Annotated in this window: 15 protein-coding genes; 13 read left to right on the top strand and 2 right to left on the bottom strand. The window is 44.9% G+C overall.

The features are described from left to right. Window positions 1-380 precede the first annotated feature (380 nt). From L1D23_RS00005 to L1D23_RS00015, 3 genes are all read left to right on the top strand, one after another. A complete protein-coding gene (locus L1D23_RS00005) occupies window positions 381-2393 on the top strand; it encodes a glycoside hydrolase family 3 protein (RefSeq protein WP_239863528.1) in 2013 nt (670 codons plus the stop codon). A 93-nt stretch (window positions 2394-2486) separates the two neighbouring features. Next, window positions 2487-3719, top strand: a complete 1233-nt coding sequence (locus tag L1D23_RS00010) for a DUF1343 domain-containing protein (RefSeq protein WP_239863529.1) — start codon at window positions 2487-2489, stop codon at window positions 3717-3719. A gap of 237 nt (window positions 3720-3956) precedes the next feature. Further along, entirely contained in the window at window positions 3957-4382 is a 426-nt protein-coding gene (locus L1D23_RS00015; protein WP_239863531.1) for a VOC family protein, read from the top strand. Window positions 4383-4613: 231 nt separating this feature from the next. Here the strand turns inward: L1D23_RS00015 and L1D23_RS00020 are convergent, their stop codons facing one another. Further along, on the bottom strand, window positions 4614-5642 hold the full coding sequence (locus tag L1D23_RS00020; RefSeq protein ID WP_239863532.1) for a glycerophosphodiester phosphodiesterase family protein: 1029 nt from the start codon (window positions 5640-5642) through the stop codon (window positions 4614-4616). 380 nt (window positions 5643-6022) lie between these two features. Here L1D23_RS00020 and L1D23_RS00025 point away from each other — a divergent pair, with 380 nt between their 5' ends. From L1D23_RS00025 to L1D23_RS00060, 8 genes are read left to right on the top strand one after another with little or no spacing between them, the layout of a single operon-like run. Beyond that, window positions 6023-6622, top strand: coding sequence for a VTT domain-containing protein (locus L1D23_RS00025; RefSeq protein WP_239863535.1), 600 nt, complete (start codon window positions 6023-6025; stop codon window positions 6620-6622). Further along, window positions 6606-7736 carry a D-alanine--D-alanine ligase gene (locus tag L1D23_RS00030; protein ID WP_239863537.1) on the top strand — a complete coding sequence of 377 codons (1131 nt, stop codon included), beginning with the start codon at window positions 6606-6608 and terminating at the stop codon, window positions 7734-7736. The genes L1D23_RS00025 and L1D23_RS00030 overlap by 17 nt, the downstream gene beginning before the upstream one ends. Window positions 7737-7787: 51 nt before the next feature. After that, on the top strand, window positions 7788-8309 hold the full coding sequence (locus L1D23_RS00035; protein WP_239865310.1) for a hypothetical protein: 522 nt from the start codon (window positions 7788-7790) through the stop codon (window positions 8307-8309). A gap of 3 nt (window positions 8310-8312) precedes the next feature. Further along, window positions 8313-9059 carry an NRDE family protein gene (locus L1D23_RS00040; protein WP_239863539.1) on the top strand — a complete coding sequence of 249 codons (747 nt, stop codon included), beginning with the start codon at window positions 8313-8315 and terminating at the stop codon, window positions 9057-9059. Continuing rightward, the gene (locus L1D23_RS00045; protein ID WP_239863540.1) at window positions 9056-9496 is read left to right on the top strand and encodes a YHS domain-containing (seleno)protein; all 441 of its coding nucleotides are present in this window, start codon (window positions 9056-9058) and stop codon (window positions 9494-9496) included. The genes L1D23_RS00040 and L1D23_RS00045 overlap by 4 nt, the downstream gene beginning before the upstream one ends. 12 nt (window positions 9497-9508) lie before the next feature. Continuing rightward, the gene (locus L1D23_RS00050) at window positions 9509-9961 is read left to right on the top strand and encodes a hypothetical protein (protein ID WP_006961775.1); all 453 of its coding nucleotides are present in this window, start codon (window positions 9509-9511) and stop codon (window positions 9959-9961) included. A 1-nt stretch (window position 9962) separates the two neighbouring features. Further along, complete coding sequence (locus tag L1D23_RS00055) at window positions 9963-11747, top strand: GNAT family N-acyltransferase (RefSeq protein ID WP_239863541.1); 1785 nt, start codon at window positions 9963-9965, stop codon at window positions 11745-11747. Window positions 11748-11775: 28 nt separating this feature from the next. After that, a complete protein-coding gene (locus tag L1D23_RS00060) occupies window positions 11776-12378 on the top strand; it encodes a hypothetical protein (RefSeq protein WP_239863542.1) in 603 nt (200 codons plus the stop codon). A gap of 21 nt (window positions 12379-12399) precedes the next feature. Here L1D23_RS00060 and L1D23_RS00065 read toward each other — a convergent pair whose 3' ends face one another. Further along, on the bottom strand, window positions 12400-13197 hold the full coding sequence (locus L1D23_RS00065) for a Cof-type HAD-IIB family hydrolase (protein ID WP_239863543.1): 798 nt from the start codon (window positions 13195-13197) through the stop codon (window positions 12400-12402). Window positions 13198-13571: 374 nt separating this feature from the next. Between L1D23_RS00065 and L1D23_RS00070 the strand changes: the two genes are divergently transcribed. Then, window positions 13572-14267, top strand: coding sequence for a VC0807 family protein (locus L1D23_RS00070; RefSeq protein ID WP_239863544.1), 696 nt, complete (start codon window positions 13572-13574; stop codon window positions 14265-14267). 368 nt (window positions 14268-14635) lie between these two features. Then, entirely contained in the window at window positions 14636-17242 is a 2607-nt protein-coding gene (locus tag L1D23_RS00075) for a cellulose-binding domain-containing protein (protein WP_239863545.1), read from the top strand. The last annotated feature ends 26 nt before the right edge of the window (window positions 17243-17268 follow it).

The raw sequence follows: 17268 nt of genomic DNA on the forward strand, positions 1-17268 counted from the left end.
TTATTGTGTTTATATATTGTTTGTTAAATTAAAAAATACTTAAATATAATTTAATAAAACTCATTTCATGTCTTAAGCTTATGGTTGCCTTTATATCAATTAAAATTTACCCCTTGCATTTAATTAAATATAAATTAATTATAATTGATAATTTTGATATTATAATTAATTGTCTTTGTTTATATTATTAATAGTTGAAAGGGGGTGTTAAAGCTAGAAATGTGATTTTTTTCTCAGAAAAATAAGTGGGTTATACATATCTTTAAAATGGTGGAAAGCAGTGGATTATTTTTCCGTTGTACTGTTTTATGATTATTTTAATCTAATTTAAACTATCAAATTCACTCCACTTAATATTGAAGTTGAAATAAGGAATACCCATGAAGAAGGGCTTTAAAGTCTCTGCATTAGCTACTAGCTGTCTATTGGCATTAGTAGGGTGTAATGACGATACAATGAGCATTGATGAACAAGCGAAAGCTATTACGCAATCAATGACTCTTGAAGAAAAAATTGCTCAGAAAATTGTTATGTCTTTTCGTTACTGGTGTGACGATGGCAACGCAGAGTGTACGGATGGCCTGACAGAAATAAATGATAGTGTTCGCCATGTCATTGAACACAATAAAGTGGGTGGGGTGATTTTATTTAGCAGTAACCTTGTTGATACAGACCAGACAGCAGAACTTATCTGGAATATGCAAGATGCTGTTGAAGATGAGCAGCCGGTTGGCCTGTTCATGACCATAGATCAAGAAGGTGGTAATGTGGTTCGCCTTCCGCGTACCCAAGGCACTAACTTACCGGGCAACATGGCACTGGGTTCAGCCTACCTTAACAGCGGTGATTCACAATTGGCGTATGATGCTGGCAAGGTATTAGCAACAGAAATAGGATCTGTTGGCTTTAACGTCAATTTTGCCCCTGTGGTTGATGTTCAGTCTAACCCACTTAACCCAGTGATTAATGTTCGATCTTATGGTGAAGACCCAGAAGCAGTCGGTATTCTTGGCGGCCAAGCGGCACAAGGCATGGCAGCCGCTAATGTTATTGGTGCCTTCAAGCACTTCCCGGGCCATGGCGATACTGCAGTTGACTCTCATTACGGCTTACCGATTGTAGATAAAACCTTAGAAGAAGCCCATGCCATTGATTTAGCGCCATACAAGACAGCGATTGAACAAGGGGTAGCACCGGACATGATCATGACGGCGCACATCCAATACCCGGCACTTGACGATTCAACCATCACCAGTAGCGTAACCGGTGAGGAGATGTTGGTTCCGGCAACCCTGTCTTACAAAATTCAAACTGAGCTGCTACGTGAAGAGCTCAATTACCAAGGCTTGACAATTACTGACGCGTTAGACATGGCAGGTATTGCTGATTACTTTGGCGAAGCTGAAGCGGTTATCAAGACTTTCCAAGCAGGAGTGGATATCGCTTTAATGCCTACTTTGTTCCGCACAACAAGTGGTGAAAATCAGCTTACGGAACTGATTGATGAAGTGGTTGAAGCCGTTGAACTTGGTGAACTCTCCGAAGCTGATATCGATCGCTCCGTTGAGCGTATTATCACCACAAAGCTTGAGCGTAATATCCTCAATCATAATGGCGCACAACTATTGACTGATATTCAATCGCAAGCTCAAGAAATCATCGGTAATGATGAGCACCAAGCGATTGAAAAAGACATCACTGATAAAGCCATGACTTTGATCACTAATGAAGGTGATCTATTACCGCTTCCTGCACATAGCATTGGCAAAGTACACATCATCATGCCTGATGCTGGCGAAGGTGATGAAGCTGAAGCACTGAAAGCTGCGCTTATCGAACATGGCGTGACCAATGTATCTGGTGTAATAATTGCCAATACCCTAGAAGAAATTGAAAAGCGTAAGATTGACGATGCTGACACCATCATTGTGGGTACTTCTGCCACGGAAGCAACACCTGTTGAAGATAATGGTGATTACGGAGTATCAAACAACAAGCTCGCGCAAGCTAACTCTGGTTCACTAGTGTTTAACGTCAATGAAACGCAAAGTAAGGTAGAAGTGGATAATAACCAGTTTGCCTACAACATGATGGATTATGCGTACAACCATGCTAAAGATAAAAATGTGATTCATCTAACCATGCGTGCACCATACGATGAAATTACTTTTGATGAAGTATCTCACAGCACTATTGCTACCTATAACTACTATGGTGTTGATGATAACGGTGTTGACCTAGGTGCCAATGCAATGGATGCAGCTGCCCGTGTGATTCTGGGTGATCTCAACCCAGCTGGCAAACTGCCAGTCAACATCTTCGAGCAAAATGAAGATGGTGAAATGGGCGATCTTAAGTACGAAATTGGCCACGGACTTAGCTACCCACAATAACCACTATGCCCTCAGCCCTTTCCCTCGCGGGGAAGGGCTTTTTATTGCCCTACGTTCCAATCTGACTATGGAACTTAACTATAAGGAAATAACATGAAACGAATACTCTCCTTAGCTGTATTGACTAGCGTTCTGTTCGTTAGCGGCTGTGATGAAGAGGATGTCAGTGAAAACGCTCAGATTAAAGTGGGTGTGGATCAAACTGAAGAATACTTACCTTATCTTGAAGGTAAACGGGTAGGTTTGGTGGTTAACCCAACCTCACATACTCAAGATGGTACTCATACCATTGATACCATGCTAGCGCATGGAGTTAATGTGACGACTTTATTTGCCCCAGAACACGGTATTCGTGGCGATCATGATGCTGGGGACCATGTCGAAGATGGCATCGACCCAGATACTGGCCTACCTATCATCTCTTTGCACGGCGATAATAAAAAGCCAACTCCTGAAGATTTAGAAAACGTCGATGTTATGGTATTTGACATGCAAGATGTCGGTGTCCGTTTTTATACTTATATTAGTACCATGCAATATGTTATGGAGGCTTCTGCTGAAAATGATCGTCAAGTGCTGATCCTTGATCGTCCCAACCCGAATGGGCACTATATCGCAGGCCCTATTATGGAAGAGGAACACTCGTCTTTTGTTGGTATGGCTCCGATTCCTGTTGTTCACGGCCTAACTGTGGGTGAACTGGCTCTGATGATTAATGGCGAGCGCTGGATGGCCAACGAAATTCAACTTAACGATGAAGATCTGAAAGTGGTCGAGGTGCCGGAATATACTCACAGTACGCCTTACTCACTACCTACGCCACCGTCACCAAACTTGCAAACCGATGAAGCGGTTCAATACTACCCAACCTTGGGATTGTTTGAAGCTACCACCATCAGCGTCGGTCGTGGTACCGATACTCCCTTTGAAGTCATAGGTTACCCGGATCCAGATCTGTACATAAACTACGAATTTCAAATTGAGGATGATCCTGCAGCTTGGCCACAACAAGGTGAGTATGTATGGGGAGAAAGCTACCGTATCGCCCCACCGGAAGACACCAAATTTACCCTAGAGCCATTATATCGTTGGTACTGGAAAATGCGTGACTTGGGTTACCTGAGTGTTTGTCCTACAGAAGGTGATATTTTAGAGGAACGCTGCATTATCGATCGCCCTGAATGGCTAGCACAGTTGATTGGTACTACATCCGTATTTGAAGAGCTACATAAAGGCACGCACTATAAAGTTATCGAAGCAAGCTGGGAGCCCGCATTAGACGAATATCGCGGTATGCGTGAAAAATACCGTTTATACCCTGAGTAAAATAGGTTACCTCTGCCGCCTAGTTGACACGATTAGGCGGCAAATTGAGCTTTCTCACTCCCACCTTCACTTACGATTCTTGCCACATCCGCGAAATTACTCAGGTCATAATAAAGTCGAACTATGTTAATCAATGATGGTTATGTCGGGTTAGGCAAAACACAAAATCGATATTGAATTAAGCACAGTGATTCTATCTGCACTACTATGGATGAAACCAATAAAGGAGTCTCTGTAATGGAACCTAGAATCAGCATTATTACGCTTGGCGTCAGCCAGCTTAAAACCTCGTTTGACTTTTATACGAAGCTTGGTTTTGAATCGGCTCAAACACCGGAAGAAGGCATCGTATTTTTCAAAACTCGCGGGACTTGTTTAGCGCTATATCCTCTTGAAGCATTAGCAGATGATGTCTCGCCCGACTTTACCGCAAAACGGGCAGGTTTTAGTGGTATTACGTTGGCGCATAACACGCGAAGTAAAGATGAAGTGGATGACATTCTACGTGTCGCTGTCGAGGCAGGGGGCAAGCTTGTCAAACCAGCACAAGACGTATTCTGGGGAGGATATAGCGGTTACTTCTCCGATCCCGATGGCTATCTATGGGAAGTCGCTTATGGCGACTGTTGGGAGTTTAATGATGATGGCAGTCTCGTTATCTGATGAAAACTCAAGCTCAGAGTTCTGGCTCAGAGTCTTTCATGTAAGCACGTGGGAAAGAACAAGATAGCAGTGGATACAGTACAAGCCGACAGGCTAGTGGAATTCATGGCTACATTGTGTATGACCACGGTTTGATATAGATTTTATCGATAGGGGGTGACTTGTATCATTGTGCAAGTCGACCCCATAAATTATGTCAGCTAATGGCCCAGATAGGTATGGGGAAGCCGATTAGTTATAGGATTTTCGGTAACCATTACTTTTCAGCCAGCCCAACAAAAACTCAGGTTCATCAGTCTGAAACATGGTGACTCCTTGGTTTACCCAAAAGCCGTAAACTTCACTAGGAAGGTTTGCATAAACTGCCATTTCATCTCCGCGTCCACCTGAGCGCATACCGGCTTGTTCCCTATACGTATAAAGCGTGTTTATCCACATATGAGAATTATATCGATTCGCGAGCTGTTTTGCTTTTTGACTAAACAAGATCCCCCCATCCATAGTAATTTTTCCATCAGGAGCGTGGTAGTTTCTCAGCTGCATAGCAGAAGGGGAATACTCTTGAAGTGAACGTTCTACATCATCTAGATTGACATGGGAATCATAAAGGTTGGGAAGAAAGTTGGCACTTGTTTCACCAATGATATTGAGCATTTGTGAGGCTGATTGGCGTTGTTCAGGCGTATTCTGATTGATAGTAGCCAAAAGTTGATGTTCAACACCTTGCTCTCGAGCCATTTCAATCATCTCAGGAAAGTAATTTACGCCAACTTTGTTATCAAGATTTAATAGAATTTTGCCATCAATCGCTTGATAGATTTGATTTAAGCTGAGAATTTTCTCATTCGTTACAACTCTATTTTTTCCTAAGTTATCCGTGATAACCAAGTTGCATTCTTTTAACTCAGACCAAAGCTTTTCTACGACTTCCCCTGTGCATGTTGTAGTACGGTCAAGCGTTTCATCGTGCATACCGACAAACACTCCATCTTTAGTCATTCGAATATCTTGCTCGATCGCTTCGATGCCTAATTCGATCGCCTTATTTATCGATGTTAAAGAGCCTTCTGCATAGATAGGTGTGCCATCTTTAATCCATAAGCCTCTATGGGCAACAATCATGACGTGATCTCGATGACTGTTGGCATCCTCTAGCCGTTCTAGAATTTTTTCTACATGTGTTGTCTGTGAGACGGCCGGAAATGAACAAATAGAAAACAACGCTAGGGAGAGTATACGAGTGCATACCTTGAACTTCATGAGCTAGTCCTCAATGGGTGAGTTATTTCATGGCTAAAATTAACATGGCTATAAAGGAACCCGCGTATTGCTCTCCGGCAAATTTTTAATTAATCATAATTAATAACAGTCTCTTTGTTTAAGTTGTTGTAACTAAATTCTCTTATCTTTGGCTTTTTCTAGCTTAGCCCATCAGCTTAGCGCGTTAGTGGTACGAATTACGGAAAACTCTGTTTTTTCGCCCCCTTAGCTGTTTTTTTTCAACTAAATTGTATGTATGTGAAATTTTCTTATTGATTTCCCTATCTTGTTAACCATGGCGCAGCAATAAACGCCATGGATAGTTAGCCGGCCTATGCGAGTAGCGCTGAACATTTGAAGAAGTATTGCTGAGGTTAGAGATGGAGTTAGCAAATCAGATACAGGCATGGTTGTACGCTGGGCATACATCAGTCGCAATGCTGTTTGTTGGCATCATCCTGCTTTCTTACTTACTGGAAGATTTAGCCATCGTGACCGCGGCAACGCTCGCAGTACAAGAGTTAATGCCAATGAGTATGGCGCTAGCGGCTATCTTCGTTGGGATTGCCACAGGAGATCTTGGCCTCTATCTGATGGGAAAAAGTGCGCAACGTGTGCGCTTGCTACGATATCGAATTTTCCAATATCAACGTGTCCGTCAAGTGAAGAAGAAACTTCACCAGAGCGCGTTTATTACCCTGTTTATTGTTCGTTTCATTCCTGGCCTGCGCACCGTGGGCTTCACGCTAAGCGGTTTTCTTGATGTGCCTATGATGCGCTTTTTTGTCGCGGTGATTGGTGCAACAGGGCTTTGGACTGCTTTGATTTTTGGTTCCTTCTACCAGTTAGGCAGTGTGGCCTGGCTGAAAGAGAATCACGTTAGCTGGGTGCTGATTCCAGCAGGTCTATGCTTAATGTGGATGCTCAATAAAATTATTACAAAAACGTTCTTAAGAGGCTCTTATGACACAGCTCGCTAATGTCGAAATGATTCCACAAGGAAAGGTCAATGCGGGAATGCCAGTTCTCCATGAACCGAAAAGAGTCATCTCGCCATTTGAATTTTTACCAGCTTGGTTCGTTTATGCCCCTGTGGTTGTCCAAAGTGCAGCATTAAGCCTGTATCACAGAGATTGGGCACTGCCGCTGATTGCTAACCCTGCGATCAAACTCAGCGGCATGGTTGGAGAATCCAAACACGACATTTTCAGCGCGGCTGGAGATATGACACGCCAGTGGATTTTGCCTTTCATTACGTTGGAGAAATCTGACACTAACGAAGCGCAATTGTTTACACAAGCGAAAGAACAACTCAAACAGCAAGGAATTACTTACCCTCTTGTGGCAAAGCCTGATTTGGGTTGCCGAGGGGTTGGGGTCAAGTTGGTGAATGGCGATCAACAACTCAAAGACTATATCGCTCAGTTTCCTTCTCAAGGACGCTTTCTGTTGCAAGTTCGCTCGGACTACAGTGCTGAAGCAGGGATATTCTATGTCAGACAACCGGGAGAGGAGCGAGGTAAGGTTATTTCCATCACTCTCAAATACTCCCCACGTGTGACGGGTGATGGTCGCTCTTCGCTCAAGCAACTGATTGAGTACTGCCCACGTGCTGGCAAACTTCAGCATTTGTATTTGCCTCGTCATAGCGAACATCTTGATGTAGTCATTCCAGAAGGGGACGAGTTTCAGTTGGCATTTGCGGGCAGCCATTCACGTGGTTGTATCTTCCGCGATGGCAATCAATTTATCACGGAGGCTCTCGAGAAAAAGCTGGACGAAGTTCTCGGTGATTTTGAAGGTTTTAACTACGGTCGCCTTGATGTGAAATTTAAAGATATCAATGCATTAATGCGTGGGGAAGCGTTCGACATTCTCGAAATTAATGGTGCGAGTAGTGAAGCCGCGCATATCTGGGACAGCGACACATCACTGTCGCATATCTTCAGTACGCTGCTTAAACAGTACCGTTTGCTTTATCAAATTGGCTCTAAACACAAACAGCAAGGCCATCAGACGCCTTCTCTGGGTGCGCTACTACGGGCGTGGCGAGAAGAAAAATTGCTGACTCAGCTTTATCCCATGACCGATTAATAGCTCTGCGCAGGAAAAATGTTTATGAAGAATACTTCGACGCTTTCAGCCATGCTTGCTAAATCTCAGACTTCTCAGGCCGTTGTCGGCTGCATTGAGACGCTCAATCAGGGCTACGAGTTTTTAGAAACGCTGCAACCGGAAGATTATACTTATATCTCCCAGCCTCATGTGAGCAGCTCGATTGGTGAGCACTACCGTCATTGGCTCGACCTATTTCATGCTATTCGTTTGGACCGTGACAAAATTGATTACAACGTTCGCCGCCGCGGTCATAACGTCGAGCGAGATATTAATGTCGCTAAGCAGGAAATCGCTGAGCTGATTGAGTGGCTGTTTGGTTTACCAGCCAATGAACTGAATCAACCTGTTCAAGTTGAAACAGAAGTGATGCTCTCTCAAACGCACGTTGAAGAAGTAACTTCGACCTTTGTCCGTGAAATTACCTTCGCCGCGCTCCACGCTACTCATCACTTTGCGATGGCGAAAGTCGTGGCTTCGTTAAGAGGCGTAGCATCAGATAGCCATTTTGGCGTCGCACCAACGACGGCAACTTACCAAAGGGCGCAGTAATCTATGTGTACATTATCTTGGGTTTACCATGGCAATAACCACTACGAGGTTTATTTCAATCGCGATGAGCAGCGTTCTCGCCTGCCAGCGCTTGAGCCACAAAGTCTGGTCATTGATGGTGTGCACTGTGTGATGCCGATTGACCCTGTGGGTGGAGGCAGTTGGATTTCCGCCAACGAGCACGGTGTTACTGTGTGTCTGCTTAACTTCTACCAAGGGAAGACACCAAAAGGTCCGCTAACCAGTCGGGGTATGATCATTAAACGTCTTGCTAGCAGTTGTTCCAGTCAGACTGTCGATGCTCGATTGTTGGAAATGGGACTCACACATTTTGCACCTTTCACTGTGGTTTCTTTCGATACGCGCAGAACAGCGAATGAAACCGTGTTATGGACTTGGGATGGTGATCAGCTCAGGCGTTCACATGCGTCTGCTCCGATAGTCTCAGCGGCTTTGCACTACGAAGAAGCGAGACAATATCGCCTAAGCTTGTTTAACGAATTGGTGTTGACGACGCCAGATGAAGAGATAGGCCAACGCTTTCATCAGACGTTTGATGAAAGCTATCCCCACCTTTCTCCTCTTATGGAAAGAAATGACGCTCGCACTGTAAGTTTTACCTCAGTTGTCGTGTGTTCTACTAAACAAGAGATGAATTACCAATCAATCGACAACCACCGCAATGTTGATTTTCGAACCACACAAAGTTGTTTGAAGGCTGACGTTGTAGAACAAGGAGTTTTCAAATGAAGCAATTTTTTGCCCTTTTAATCATGCTAGCCAGCTTCCCATCTTGGTCAGCAGATAAAATCTACACCGGAATTTTCAGTAGCAAGGCAGTGAGCGGTTATGACACGGTTGCCTATTTTACCGAAGGCAAACCTGTCAAAGGAGATAGCAAGTGGCAAGTTGAGTATCAGGGCGCTGACTGGTATTTCTCTTCTCAGGAAAATTTAGACAAATTTAAAGCAGACCCTAAAGCTTACGCTCCTCAATACGGTGGTTACTGTGCGTGGGCGATTTCAGCTAAAAACGATTTTGCGTCAGCGGATCCAAAACAGTGGGCGATTGTCGATGGCAAGCTTTACCTGAACTACGATGCGGATGTGAAAAGTTGGTGGGATGACGATCGAGTGGGCCATATCAAACAAGCTGATATCAACTGGCCATCTCTGGTTAACGAATAAGGAATGCTTTGTATGAAATTTTCTCCGATTAAGCATATTCCTTCAGCGTTCATTGCCTTTGTTTTTATTCAATCGTTGTTCTTCAAGTTTTCTGGTTCTTACGAGACGGACCATATATTTGGCACGTTGGGAGAATGGTCAGGGATTGAATGGTTTGGTGTTTACGGTGGTTACTTAATTGGTTTTTCTGAGCTGATTGCTTCAATCCTGCTGTTTACTCGCTTACACGGTGTTGGTGCGGCAATGAGTGCAGGCATCATGACAGGTGCGATTTTCTTCCACCTATTCACTCCACTAGGCATTGTTATGCCCGAGTTCAACGCTATGGGTGAGATTGTTGGTGACGACGGTGGTTTGCTATTCGGTATGGCATGTATTGTTTGGTCGTGCGGTGTATTCCTCTTCATCCGTGACGTGAAAACGGAAGGAACGTTTACGCATAACTTGCTAGCAAAAGGAGCTTAATATGTTGGATAGTCCTTTCAGATTGCCACGAAAAACGCCGTTTGGTATTGGTGAGTCAATGGTAGAGTGGGCAACGGGTTTATCAACGCTCGACGCCCTCTACAAGCAAGATATCTTGCCGGAAGACAGCTTTGAGTTTATGCAAGAAGCGCTCAACCGAATTGGCACCCAGTATGAAGTCGACCATGGCAGTCTGGAAAATATCCCCACCGAAGGTTCGGTGCTGATTGTTGCTAACCATCCGTTTGGTGGCATTGAAGGGATAATTCTAGCGTCTCTGATTTCTAAGGCGCGAAAGGACGTAAAAGTGCTGGCGAATGAACTGCTAAAACGCATTCCTGAACTGGATGACCTGTTCATTGGAGTGAACGTATTTGGTGGAGAACAAGCCAGACAGACCAACAGAAAAGCGATCAAAGAAGCCAATCAGCACCTCAAAGAGGGTGGGGTGTTGATTATCTTCCCTGCTGGCGAAGTCTCTGCTTGGCAGGCGAATGAAAATAAAATCACCGATAAAGCGTGGAGTAAGTCCGTCGCCAAGTTTGTGAAGCATGCTGAAGCGACAACGGTGCCGGTTTTTATCAATGGCATGAACAGCAAGCTCTTCTATCAAGCGGGACGAATCCACCCTTTGCTGAGAACAGCGCTACTTGGACGTGAACTGCTGAACAAATCAGGGCAGACGATATCCGTATCAATCGGCAATGCTATCCCATTCTCAGAAATCAAAGGTTTTGAGGATGAAGAAGACATTACCCAGTACTTCCGCCTGAACACGTATTTAATGGGCAGTATGGGAAAGCCACAGATGTCTGCACTACAGACGGATGATGCCGAGCCAATCATTGCCCCTGTTGGTGTTGCCATATTGGAGAATGAGTTGTCGCAGATTGAACAATACAAGCTCCTCGAACAAGGTGACTTTGATGTTTACTGCGCTCCAACGGATGTGATTCCACACATGATGGAGGAGATTGGCCGTGTGCGTGAAGAGAGCTTCCGTGAAGTCGGTGAAGGCAGCGGTTTATCGTGCGATATCGACAGATTTGACCCGCATTACCATCAGTTGTTTGTCTGGAACCGTGCAAACCAAGATTTAGTGGGTGCTTATCGCTTAGGTCTTGTGGATGAACTGATCGCTAAAGGTGGCATAGAGCAGCTGTATTCCACCAGCTTGTTCAACTATGACGAAGCGTTTGTTGATACTTTGGGTCAGTCGATTGAGCTTGGGCGTTCCGTGGTGTCGAAACAATACCAACGCAATATGCACTCCTTACTCCTGTTATGGAAAGGCATCGCCAAGTTTGTTGAGCGCCATCCGAAATACACACATTTATTTGGTCCGGTCAGTATCAGCAATGATTACAGCCCGGTCGCGAGACAGCTGATTGCATCGGTAATGTCTGTCCATTATTACGATGAAGAGAAAGCAAAGCTTGTATCGCCAACAACACCACTAGAGAAAAGTGGTCAGGAATTCTGGCGTCCGGACATGCTGAGTTCATTGGCTGATTTACCCTTGCTCTCTAAAGTGCTGAGTCGCCTTGAGCAAGGCATGGGGCTACCTGTGTTATTGAGACAATACCTCGGAATGAACGGTAAGCTGGTTTGCTTTAATGTTGACCCTGCCTTTAACTTTGCGCTGGATGGCTTGATTGTCGTCGACCTGACTTCGGTACCAGTCAGAACATTAGGTAAATATATGGGGCGGGAGGCCGCTGTTGCATACCAGGAGACTCATTCTTCGCCAGTAAGCAACAAACCATCAGATCAAATCCTCCGATAGGGGGAATGGAAACAATGAGAGTAAAGACATGAGGATCTGGATTGGATTGTGGTTAGCGCTGATATCTATCGATGTGGCAGCAGAACAACAGAGTGAAAAGGATAGTGCTTTTATTGACGTTAATGTGACGCTGGAGTTGGAAGGGATAGAGAAGTCCATCGATCAAACTCGTGCATCATTGGATAATATTGCTGGCGCTCTCGATGGTATTGCGCACAGTGATAATCTGACTGAACAACAAAAGCAGACGTTGAGTGAGACTATTTCCAACCTCAATCAGCTGGTCTCCATCTCCAGAGAGTCTGTTGCTAGCTTCCCTGCCGCCATTCAGCACTCGCAACAAGTGGTGAGTGAAAAGAGTCAGCGATTTTTCGACGATTTGCAGTTGAAGATCGTGTTGATCGTCGCTTTAGTTGGTGTCATCTTGATCGCTATCATTGGTGCCGTGTACTGGTTATTGCTAAGACCACTTCAGAATACGGTATTCAGTGCAACACACAATGTGTCTCAGATGGCCAAAGCCCTTAAGGTGACCGCAGAGGCAGTTGAACGCTGCTCCAAGAGGCAAGAAGAAATCACGCAGCAACTCGCAGAACTATCGGAGAAAGAAAAAGCCCAAGAACGACGGTGACGGGCTTTAAATTGATGCGCTTTAAAGCAGCTTGTCTTTAATGACCTGAAGGACGCCATTCTCTCGATTACTTGGTGCGCGGAATCGAGCGGCCTGCTTGATGGTGTCGTGAGCATTCTCCATTGCGTAGGAGTGGTAGCTCTCTTTGAGCATTTCTAAGTCATTTAGGTAGTCGCCAAAGCTCATGGTTTGTTCATGACTAAAGCCAAGCGTTTGTTGGAGATGTTTAATAGCTGCGCCTTTTGAAGCCTCTGCATTCATCACATCCAGCCAGATCTTAGCACTCACCACCACTTGATGACTGTCGCCAAAGTGCTCGTTCATGGCGGGGAACACGAGTTCTTCAGTTCCATCGAAGTGGCAAATGGCGATTTTAATGAACTCTTCTTCAACGCTGAGTAGATCTTCAACATACTCGCAGCGGTGGTAATACTTGGCAAACTCTTCCAACGCTCGAGGATCTTGCGTTTCGATGTAAGCTGAGTTTTTACCGCAAAGCACAATGTGTGTTCCACTAATTGCTCGTGCCTGCTGAATGATGGCTTCAATGGCACTGCCATCAATCGTGCAGCTGTAAAGCTCTTTGCCTTGGTGCATGACCAGCGTGCCGTTTTCAGCGACAAACATCATACGATCTTTAACTGGAGAGAAAGTCTCCATCAGGCTGTAATACTGACGTCCCGATGCCGCCGCAAAAATGATCTGTTTCTGTTCAAGCTGTTCGTATAGTTCGAAGAATTCAGGGTTTAGTTGGCTGTTTTCGTCCAGCAGAGTGCCGTCCATATCGGCAGCGATGAATTTGATATCTGAAAGCGACATGTTGTGTTTACCTAAAAATGCAGAAAGCGAAAGGCTCGAAAAGTGCTCAAGCGAATATCAGGTAAAGTACAGGAAAATGTGACGATCTCAAGCAGAAATGCAGGGTAGGAGCCAGTCAGATTGTGGCTTGAGGTAGTCAGGCCACACCGTTGGAGAGTATTGACGCTGTGAAATGAAGAGAAGTCCTGCGCTTAGCGTTGTGATAGAGTTGACGTGAGTGGGGTTACGTATCATTTGAGTCAATGTATTGGTTGCTTATGTATTTAATAAGTCGTTACACAACTCGACATTTTAGCGCTTTACATCTTGCGCTAAGCAATGAACACTTCCCCCAAAGTAAATAGCAGCCGACATAATAGAGTTAGTAGGAAATTATGAGCAACACGACGGCGAAAAAGTCGAACCCATTATTTGAGATCCTTTTTAACGTATTCATCCCTTCATTCATATTGATGAAGTTTAGTGGTGAAGAGCACCTAGGCACGGCAATGGCGCTTGTGGTCGCTTTGCTTTTCCCTATCGGTTACGGCGGTATGGATCTTATCCGTAATAAGAAGTTCAACTTCATTTCCGCACTTGGTTTTGTCAGTGTGTTACTGACAGGCGGTATCGGTCTGTTGGAGCTTGATACGCGTTGGTTGGCTCTAAAAGAAGCATTGATTCCAGGCCTGATCGGCTTAGCGGTATTAGGCTCTACTTTTACTCGTTACCCACTAATGCAAAAGATGCTCTTGAACGACACGGTGTTAAACCTTTCTTTGATCACCAAACGCCTTGAAGAAAACGGTAAATCTCAAGAATTTGAGCGATGCCTGATGTCATCAAACTATTTATTCGCCAGTACCTTTGCGTTTTCTTCTGCGATGAACTATTTCCTCGCAACTTGGATTGTTACTAGCCCTGCGGGCACGCCTGAATTTAACGAAGAGCTGGGCAAGCTCACTTTGTACAGCTATCCAGCCATTGCGATTCCAAGCATGTTGATGATGTTCGGTATTTTCTATTACCTATGGCGTCAAATCAGAGCTATGACGTCCTTAGAGACAGAGCAAATATTCCATACCAAATAAGTATATAGAGTCCGCCTGACTTGATTACAACTCAGGCGGACGAACATCTGCTAAAGGAGTAATATTCTCTATTCTTTCAAGCACCTGCATTTCTTCTTTTTCGATCCCCTCTCAATTTTCTAGAGCTTACTTGAAGCATGCTCATTGAGCAGAACAATTCGTAATTAAGTTATTTTAACCTGTTAACTAACTGAGCCCTTTTCATTCGTTTCTGCGTGATATTTGCCGCATAACAATATAAATCCTAACGTTTGGTCTGATATTGCTATCAAGAACTGCTAACTTATTTTTAGAAGATTATTTTATAAATAAGTAAACACTTCACTCCTATAAACGTGAAATAAGATAATGAACTGAAAGGTAAAATTATGTTTAGGATTAATAAGATAGCGACCTCATTGGCGTGTGTGCTTCTAAGTGGGCACTTATTTGCAGCAGAGCCGTATGATGCGACTAAAACCTATTCTGGTGGAACGCAAGTAACGGTGGATGGGCAAATTTATGAGGCCAAATGGTGGGTTAATGTAGGGCAGAGCCCAACTGATGACTATGCTAATGAGTGGGACTCACCTTGGAAGTTGATTAGTGATACAACCCCAGAGCCTGACCCTGAGCCGACCCCTGACCCAACGCCAGAACCCGATCCCACACCGGATCCAGAACCAACACCGGAGCCGACGCCAGATCCGACACCGGGGCCCGTTGATGGCTTATGTTCAGAGTTCAATATCTACCCTGACTGGACGCAAGGTGACCACGCAAATGGTGGTGATGTCATGGTTAAAGACAACATTGCTTATGAAGCAAACTGGTGGACATCGTCAATTCCCGGAAGTGATGGCAGTTGGTCTCATCACCTAAATTGTGACAATACGCCTCCTGGTACTGCGCCATTACTTTCTTTGCCAAACCCTATGGATCCAGTAAGGCTTGAAGTGAATGGTTGGCCGAGCCATTTTGTGGTGACCAGCCCCGCAACACTGAATGCACCTTCTACATTAGTTGTCGATACAATCAATAGTCAAAACTTGTCGGACATCACTAAGTTAACCAACGCGTTTGTTTCACTTATCCAAGATGTTGAGGTTGCAGGCACAACGTCAATCATCATCAACAGCGATGTGTTGGATGTGGCAACAGTAGATAAAGGAAAGGGTCTGGGTGTGATTGCTGTTAAGCAGGCTTTAACGTCAGCGGTTGACACGACGGGCAGTCAAATCGACATCAATGATATTAATGCGCTTACCGATGACGCTCAAGGCTGGGCGCAAGCGTACAACCTTGTTATCTCTACATTGGCGCCACAAGCCACCTTCGGTTGGGTACTCAACATTGGAGACTTTGCTTACGATACTCATTCGGGTCGCAGGGCGGTTTGGAATGCAGCGTCTGGTGCGACATCAGATTTACTATCTAGCTTTGAACTGTACAAAGCGGATTCGTTGACAAAAGCAGACTTTGTTGCGTTCACTAAATCCAGCTCATCCCCTTCATTATCAGACAACCAATGGCATTACGCGTTGGAGTATGTCAAGCAAGTCACGGATTATCTACAAACACCGGCTTTGCTCTCCTCTCTGCCCACATCACAGGCTTCAGCTTATTTCCTCGGCAACACTGCAGGAGAAAGCCATATTCGCAAAGCGGCTCACAGTAATATTTTTGCTATTTCTTTTGATTCTGCTTCTGCTGATCTTAGCGCTAAAATTGCTCGTTACCAGAATGCACCTGTCCCGCTTTATTATGTTGGTGAAAGTGTGACCAGCGGGCCTCTAACGCGAATTGAGTCACTCAATAACGAGTTAGCCAGTGCAGAAACGGCAATGAATAACCAAGCTTTCCTATTTGAAACGCCTCAGTCTCAATGGATTCCGTCGACTGTGTATAAATGGGCAGACTTCTTAGCTGGGCTTAACTCAATGCACAACGTTGGTGTTGCGGGGAATACTTTCTGGCTGCTGGATGATGCAGCGGATGACGCGACCAATACGATCTACGCTAAAGTCGCCATTGCCGCTTTCTTATCACAAAGTATGCAGGAGACGATTCGTTATAATGCTTGTGATGAAAACAACTGGTCTGAAGTTCGATACGGTGCTCCCGTCGACTACCCAATGACTGCAAGTTGTGGTCAACTTGGTCAGAAGTATGCGGATTATGGTATGGATCCAGTGACTGGGCAGGATCATCCTTATTCTTGTCCTCGTGACCCTAAAATGGAAGTCAGTGCATTAACGAATGCTAAGTGGTACGGTGCTCCAGCGCCTATCTTTGCAGCGCCAGATTCTGTATTGGAAGAACAAGGTCTGTTGGTCAATGGTAATGTCGGTCGATGGACAAACAACGGTCATTGTAATGAGGTTCCTAGCGTTGTTGATACCTCTAAACAGGTTTGGGAACGTGATGAATGTAAAGTCTACGCTGAGCAAAAAGCGGGTAAGTTTATCTGGGATGGTTCAGATACTAACGGCACAGTCCAAGGCTGTGGTTGGTGGGGCCGTGGTGTTATTCAAACGACGGGGCGTCAGAACTTTGGTACGTTGAATCACTTCATGGGCCGCTCACATGTTGACCCTGATACTATTGGCACCACTGTCAATGGTGTAACCGTTGAAGCGCCTCCAGCGAATCCTCTCTATGCGGATCTAGACTTCTGTTCTAACCCTGGGCTGATTTGTAGCTCTGAGGAAAACCGCGAGATCAAATGGATTGCAGGCTTGTTTTACTGGGTAACATCAGTGCAGGCATACAATGATGAAGGTGGCCCTTACGCTGACTGGAACTACTACACAGAACTGAAAAAGTACGTTGATGGAGGCTTAAAAGGTACTGAGTTTATTGATGCGGTATCCGGCATCGTTAACAGAGGTTGTCCAGACCATACTTGTCCGGTCAGTGGCGAAGTGCATGCAGTGAAAGAGCGTCAAGATAACTTCAAGCTGGTTCTGCAAACACTTGGTTTAAACCCCCAGTAATGACAAGGCACGACTCGTTGCACATT

It is taken from the genome of Vibrio sp. Isolate24, assembly GCF_022398215.1.
Lineage (GTDB): Bacteria > Pseudomonadota > Gammaproteobacteria > Enterobacterales > Vibrionaceae > Vibrio > Vibrio coralliilyticus_A.

Coding starts and splice junctions, on each gene's coding strand:
- L1D23_RS00005 (WP_239863528.1), top strand. CDS start 381: ATGAAGAAGGGCTTTAAAGTCTCTGCATTAGCTACTAGCTGTCTATTG.
- L1D23_RS00010 (WP_239863529.1), top strand. CDS start 2,487: ATGAAACGAATACTCTCCTTAGCTGTATTGACTAGCGTTCTGTTCGTT.
- L1D23_RS00015 (WP_239863531.1), top strand. CDS start 3,957: ATGGAACCTAGAATCAGCATTATTACGCTTGGCGTCAGCCAGCTTAAA.
- L1D23_RS00020 (WP_239863532.1), bottom strand. CDS start 5,642: ATGAAGTTCAAGGTATGCACTCGTATACTCTCCCTAGCGTTGTTTTCT.
- L1D23_RS00025 (WP_239863535.1), top strand. CDS start 6,023: ATGGAGTTAGCAAATCAGATACAGGCATGGTTGTACGCTGGGCATACA.
- L1D23_RS00030 (WP_239863537.1), top strand. CDS start 6,606: ATGACACAGCTCGCTAATGTCGAAATGATTCCACAAGGAAAGGTCAAT.
- L1D23_RS00035 (WP_239865310.1), top strand. CDS start 7,788: ATGCTTGCTAAATCTCAGACTTCTCAGGCCGTTGTCGGCTGCATTGAG.
- L1D23_RS00040 (WP_239863539.1), top strand. CDS start 8,313: ATGTGTACATTATCTTGGGTTTACCATGGCAATAACCACTACGAGGTT.
- L1D23_RS00045 (WP_239863540.1), top strand. CDS start 9,056: ATGAAGCAATTTTTTGCCCTTTTAATCATGCTAGCCAGCTTCCCATCT.
- L1D23_RS00050 (WP_006961775.1), top strand. CDS start 9,509: ATGAAATTTTCTCCGATTAAGCATATTCCTTCAGCGTTCATTGCCTTT.
- L1D23_RS00055 (WP_239863541.1), top strand. CDS start 9,963: ATGTTGGATAGTCCTTTCAGATTGCCACGAAAAACGCCGTTTGGTATT.
- L1D23_RS00060 (WP_239863542.1), top strand. CDS start 11,776: ATGAGGATCTGGATTGGATTGTGGTTAGCGCTGATATCTATCGATGTG.
- L1D23_RS00065 (WP_239863543.1), bottom strand. CDS start 13,197: ATGTCGCTTTCAGATATCAAATTCATCGCTGCCGATATGGACGGCACT.
- L1D23_RS00070 (WP_239863544.1), top strand. CDS start 13,572: ATGAGCAACACGACGGCGAAAAAGTCGAACCCATTATTTGAGATCCTT.
- L1D23_RS00075 (WP_239863545.1), top strand. CDS start 14,636: ATGTTTAGGATTAATAAGATAGCGACCTCATTGGCGTGTGTGCTTCTA.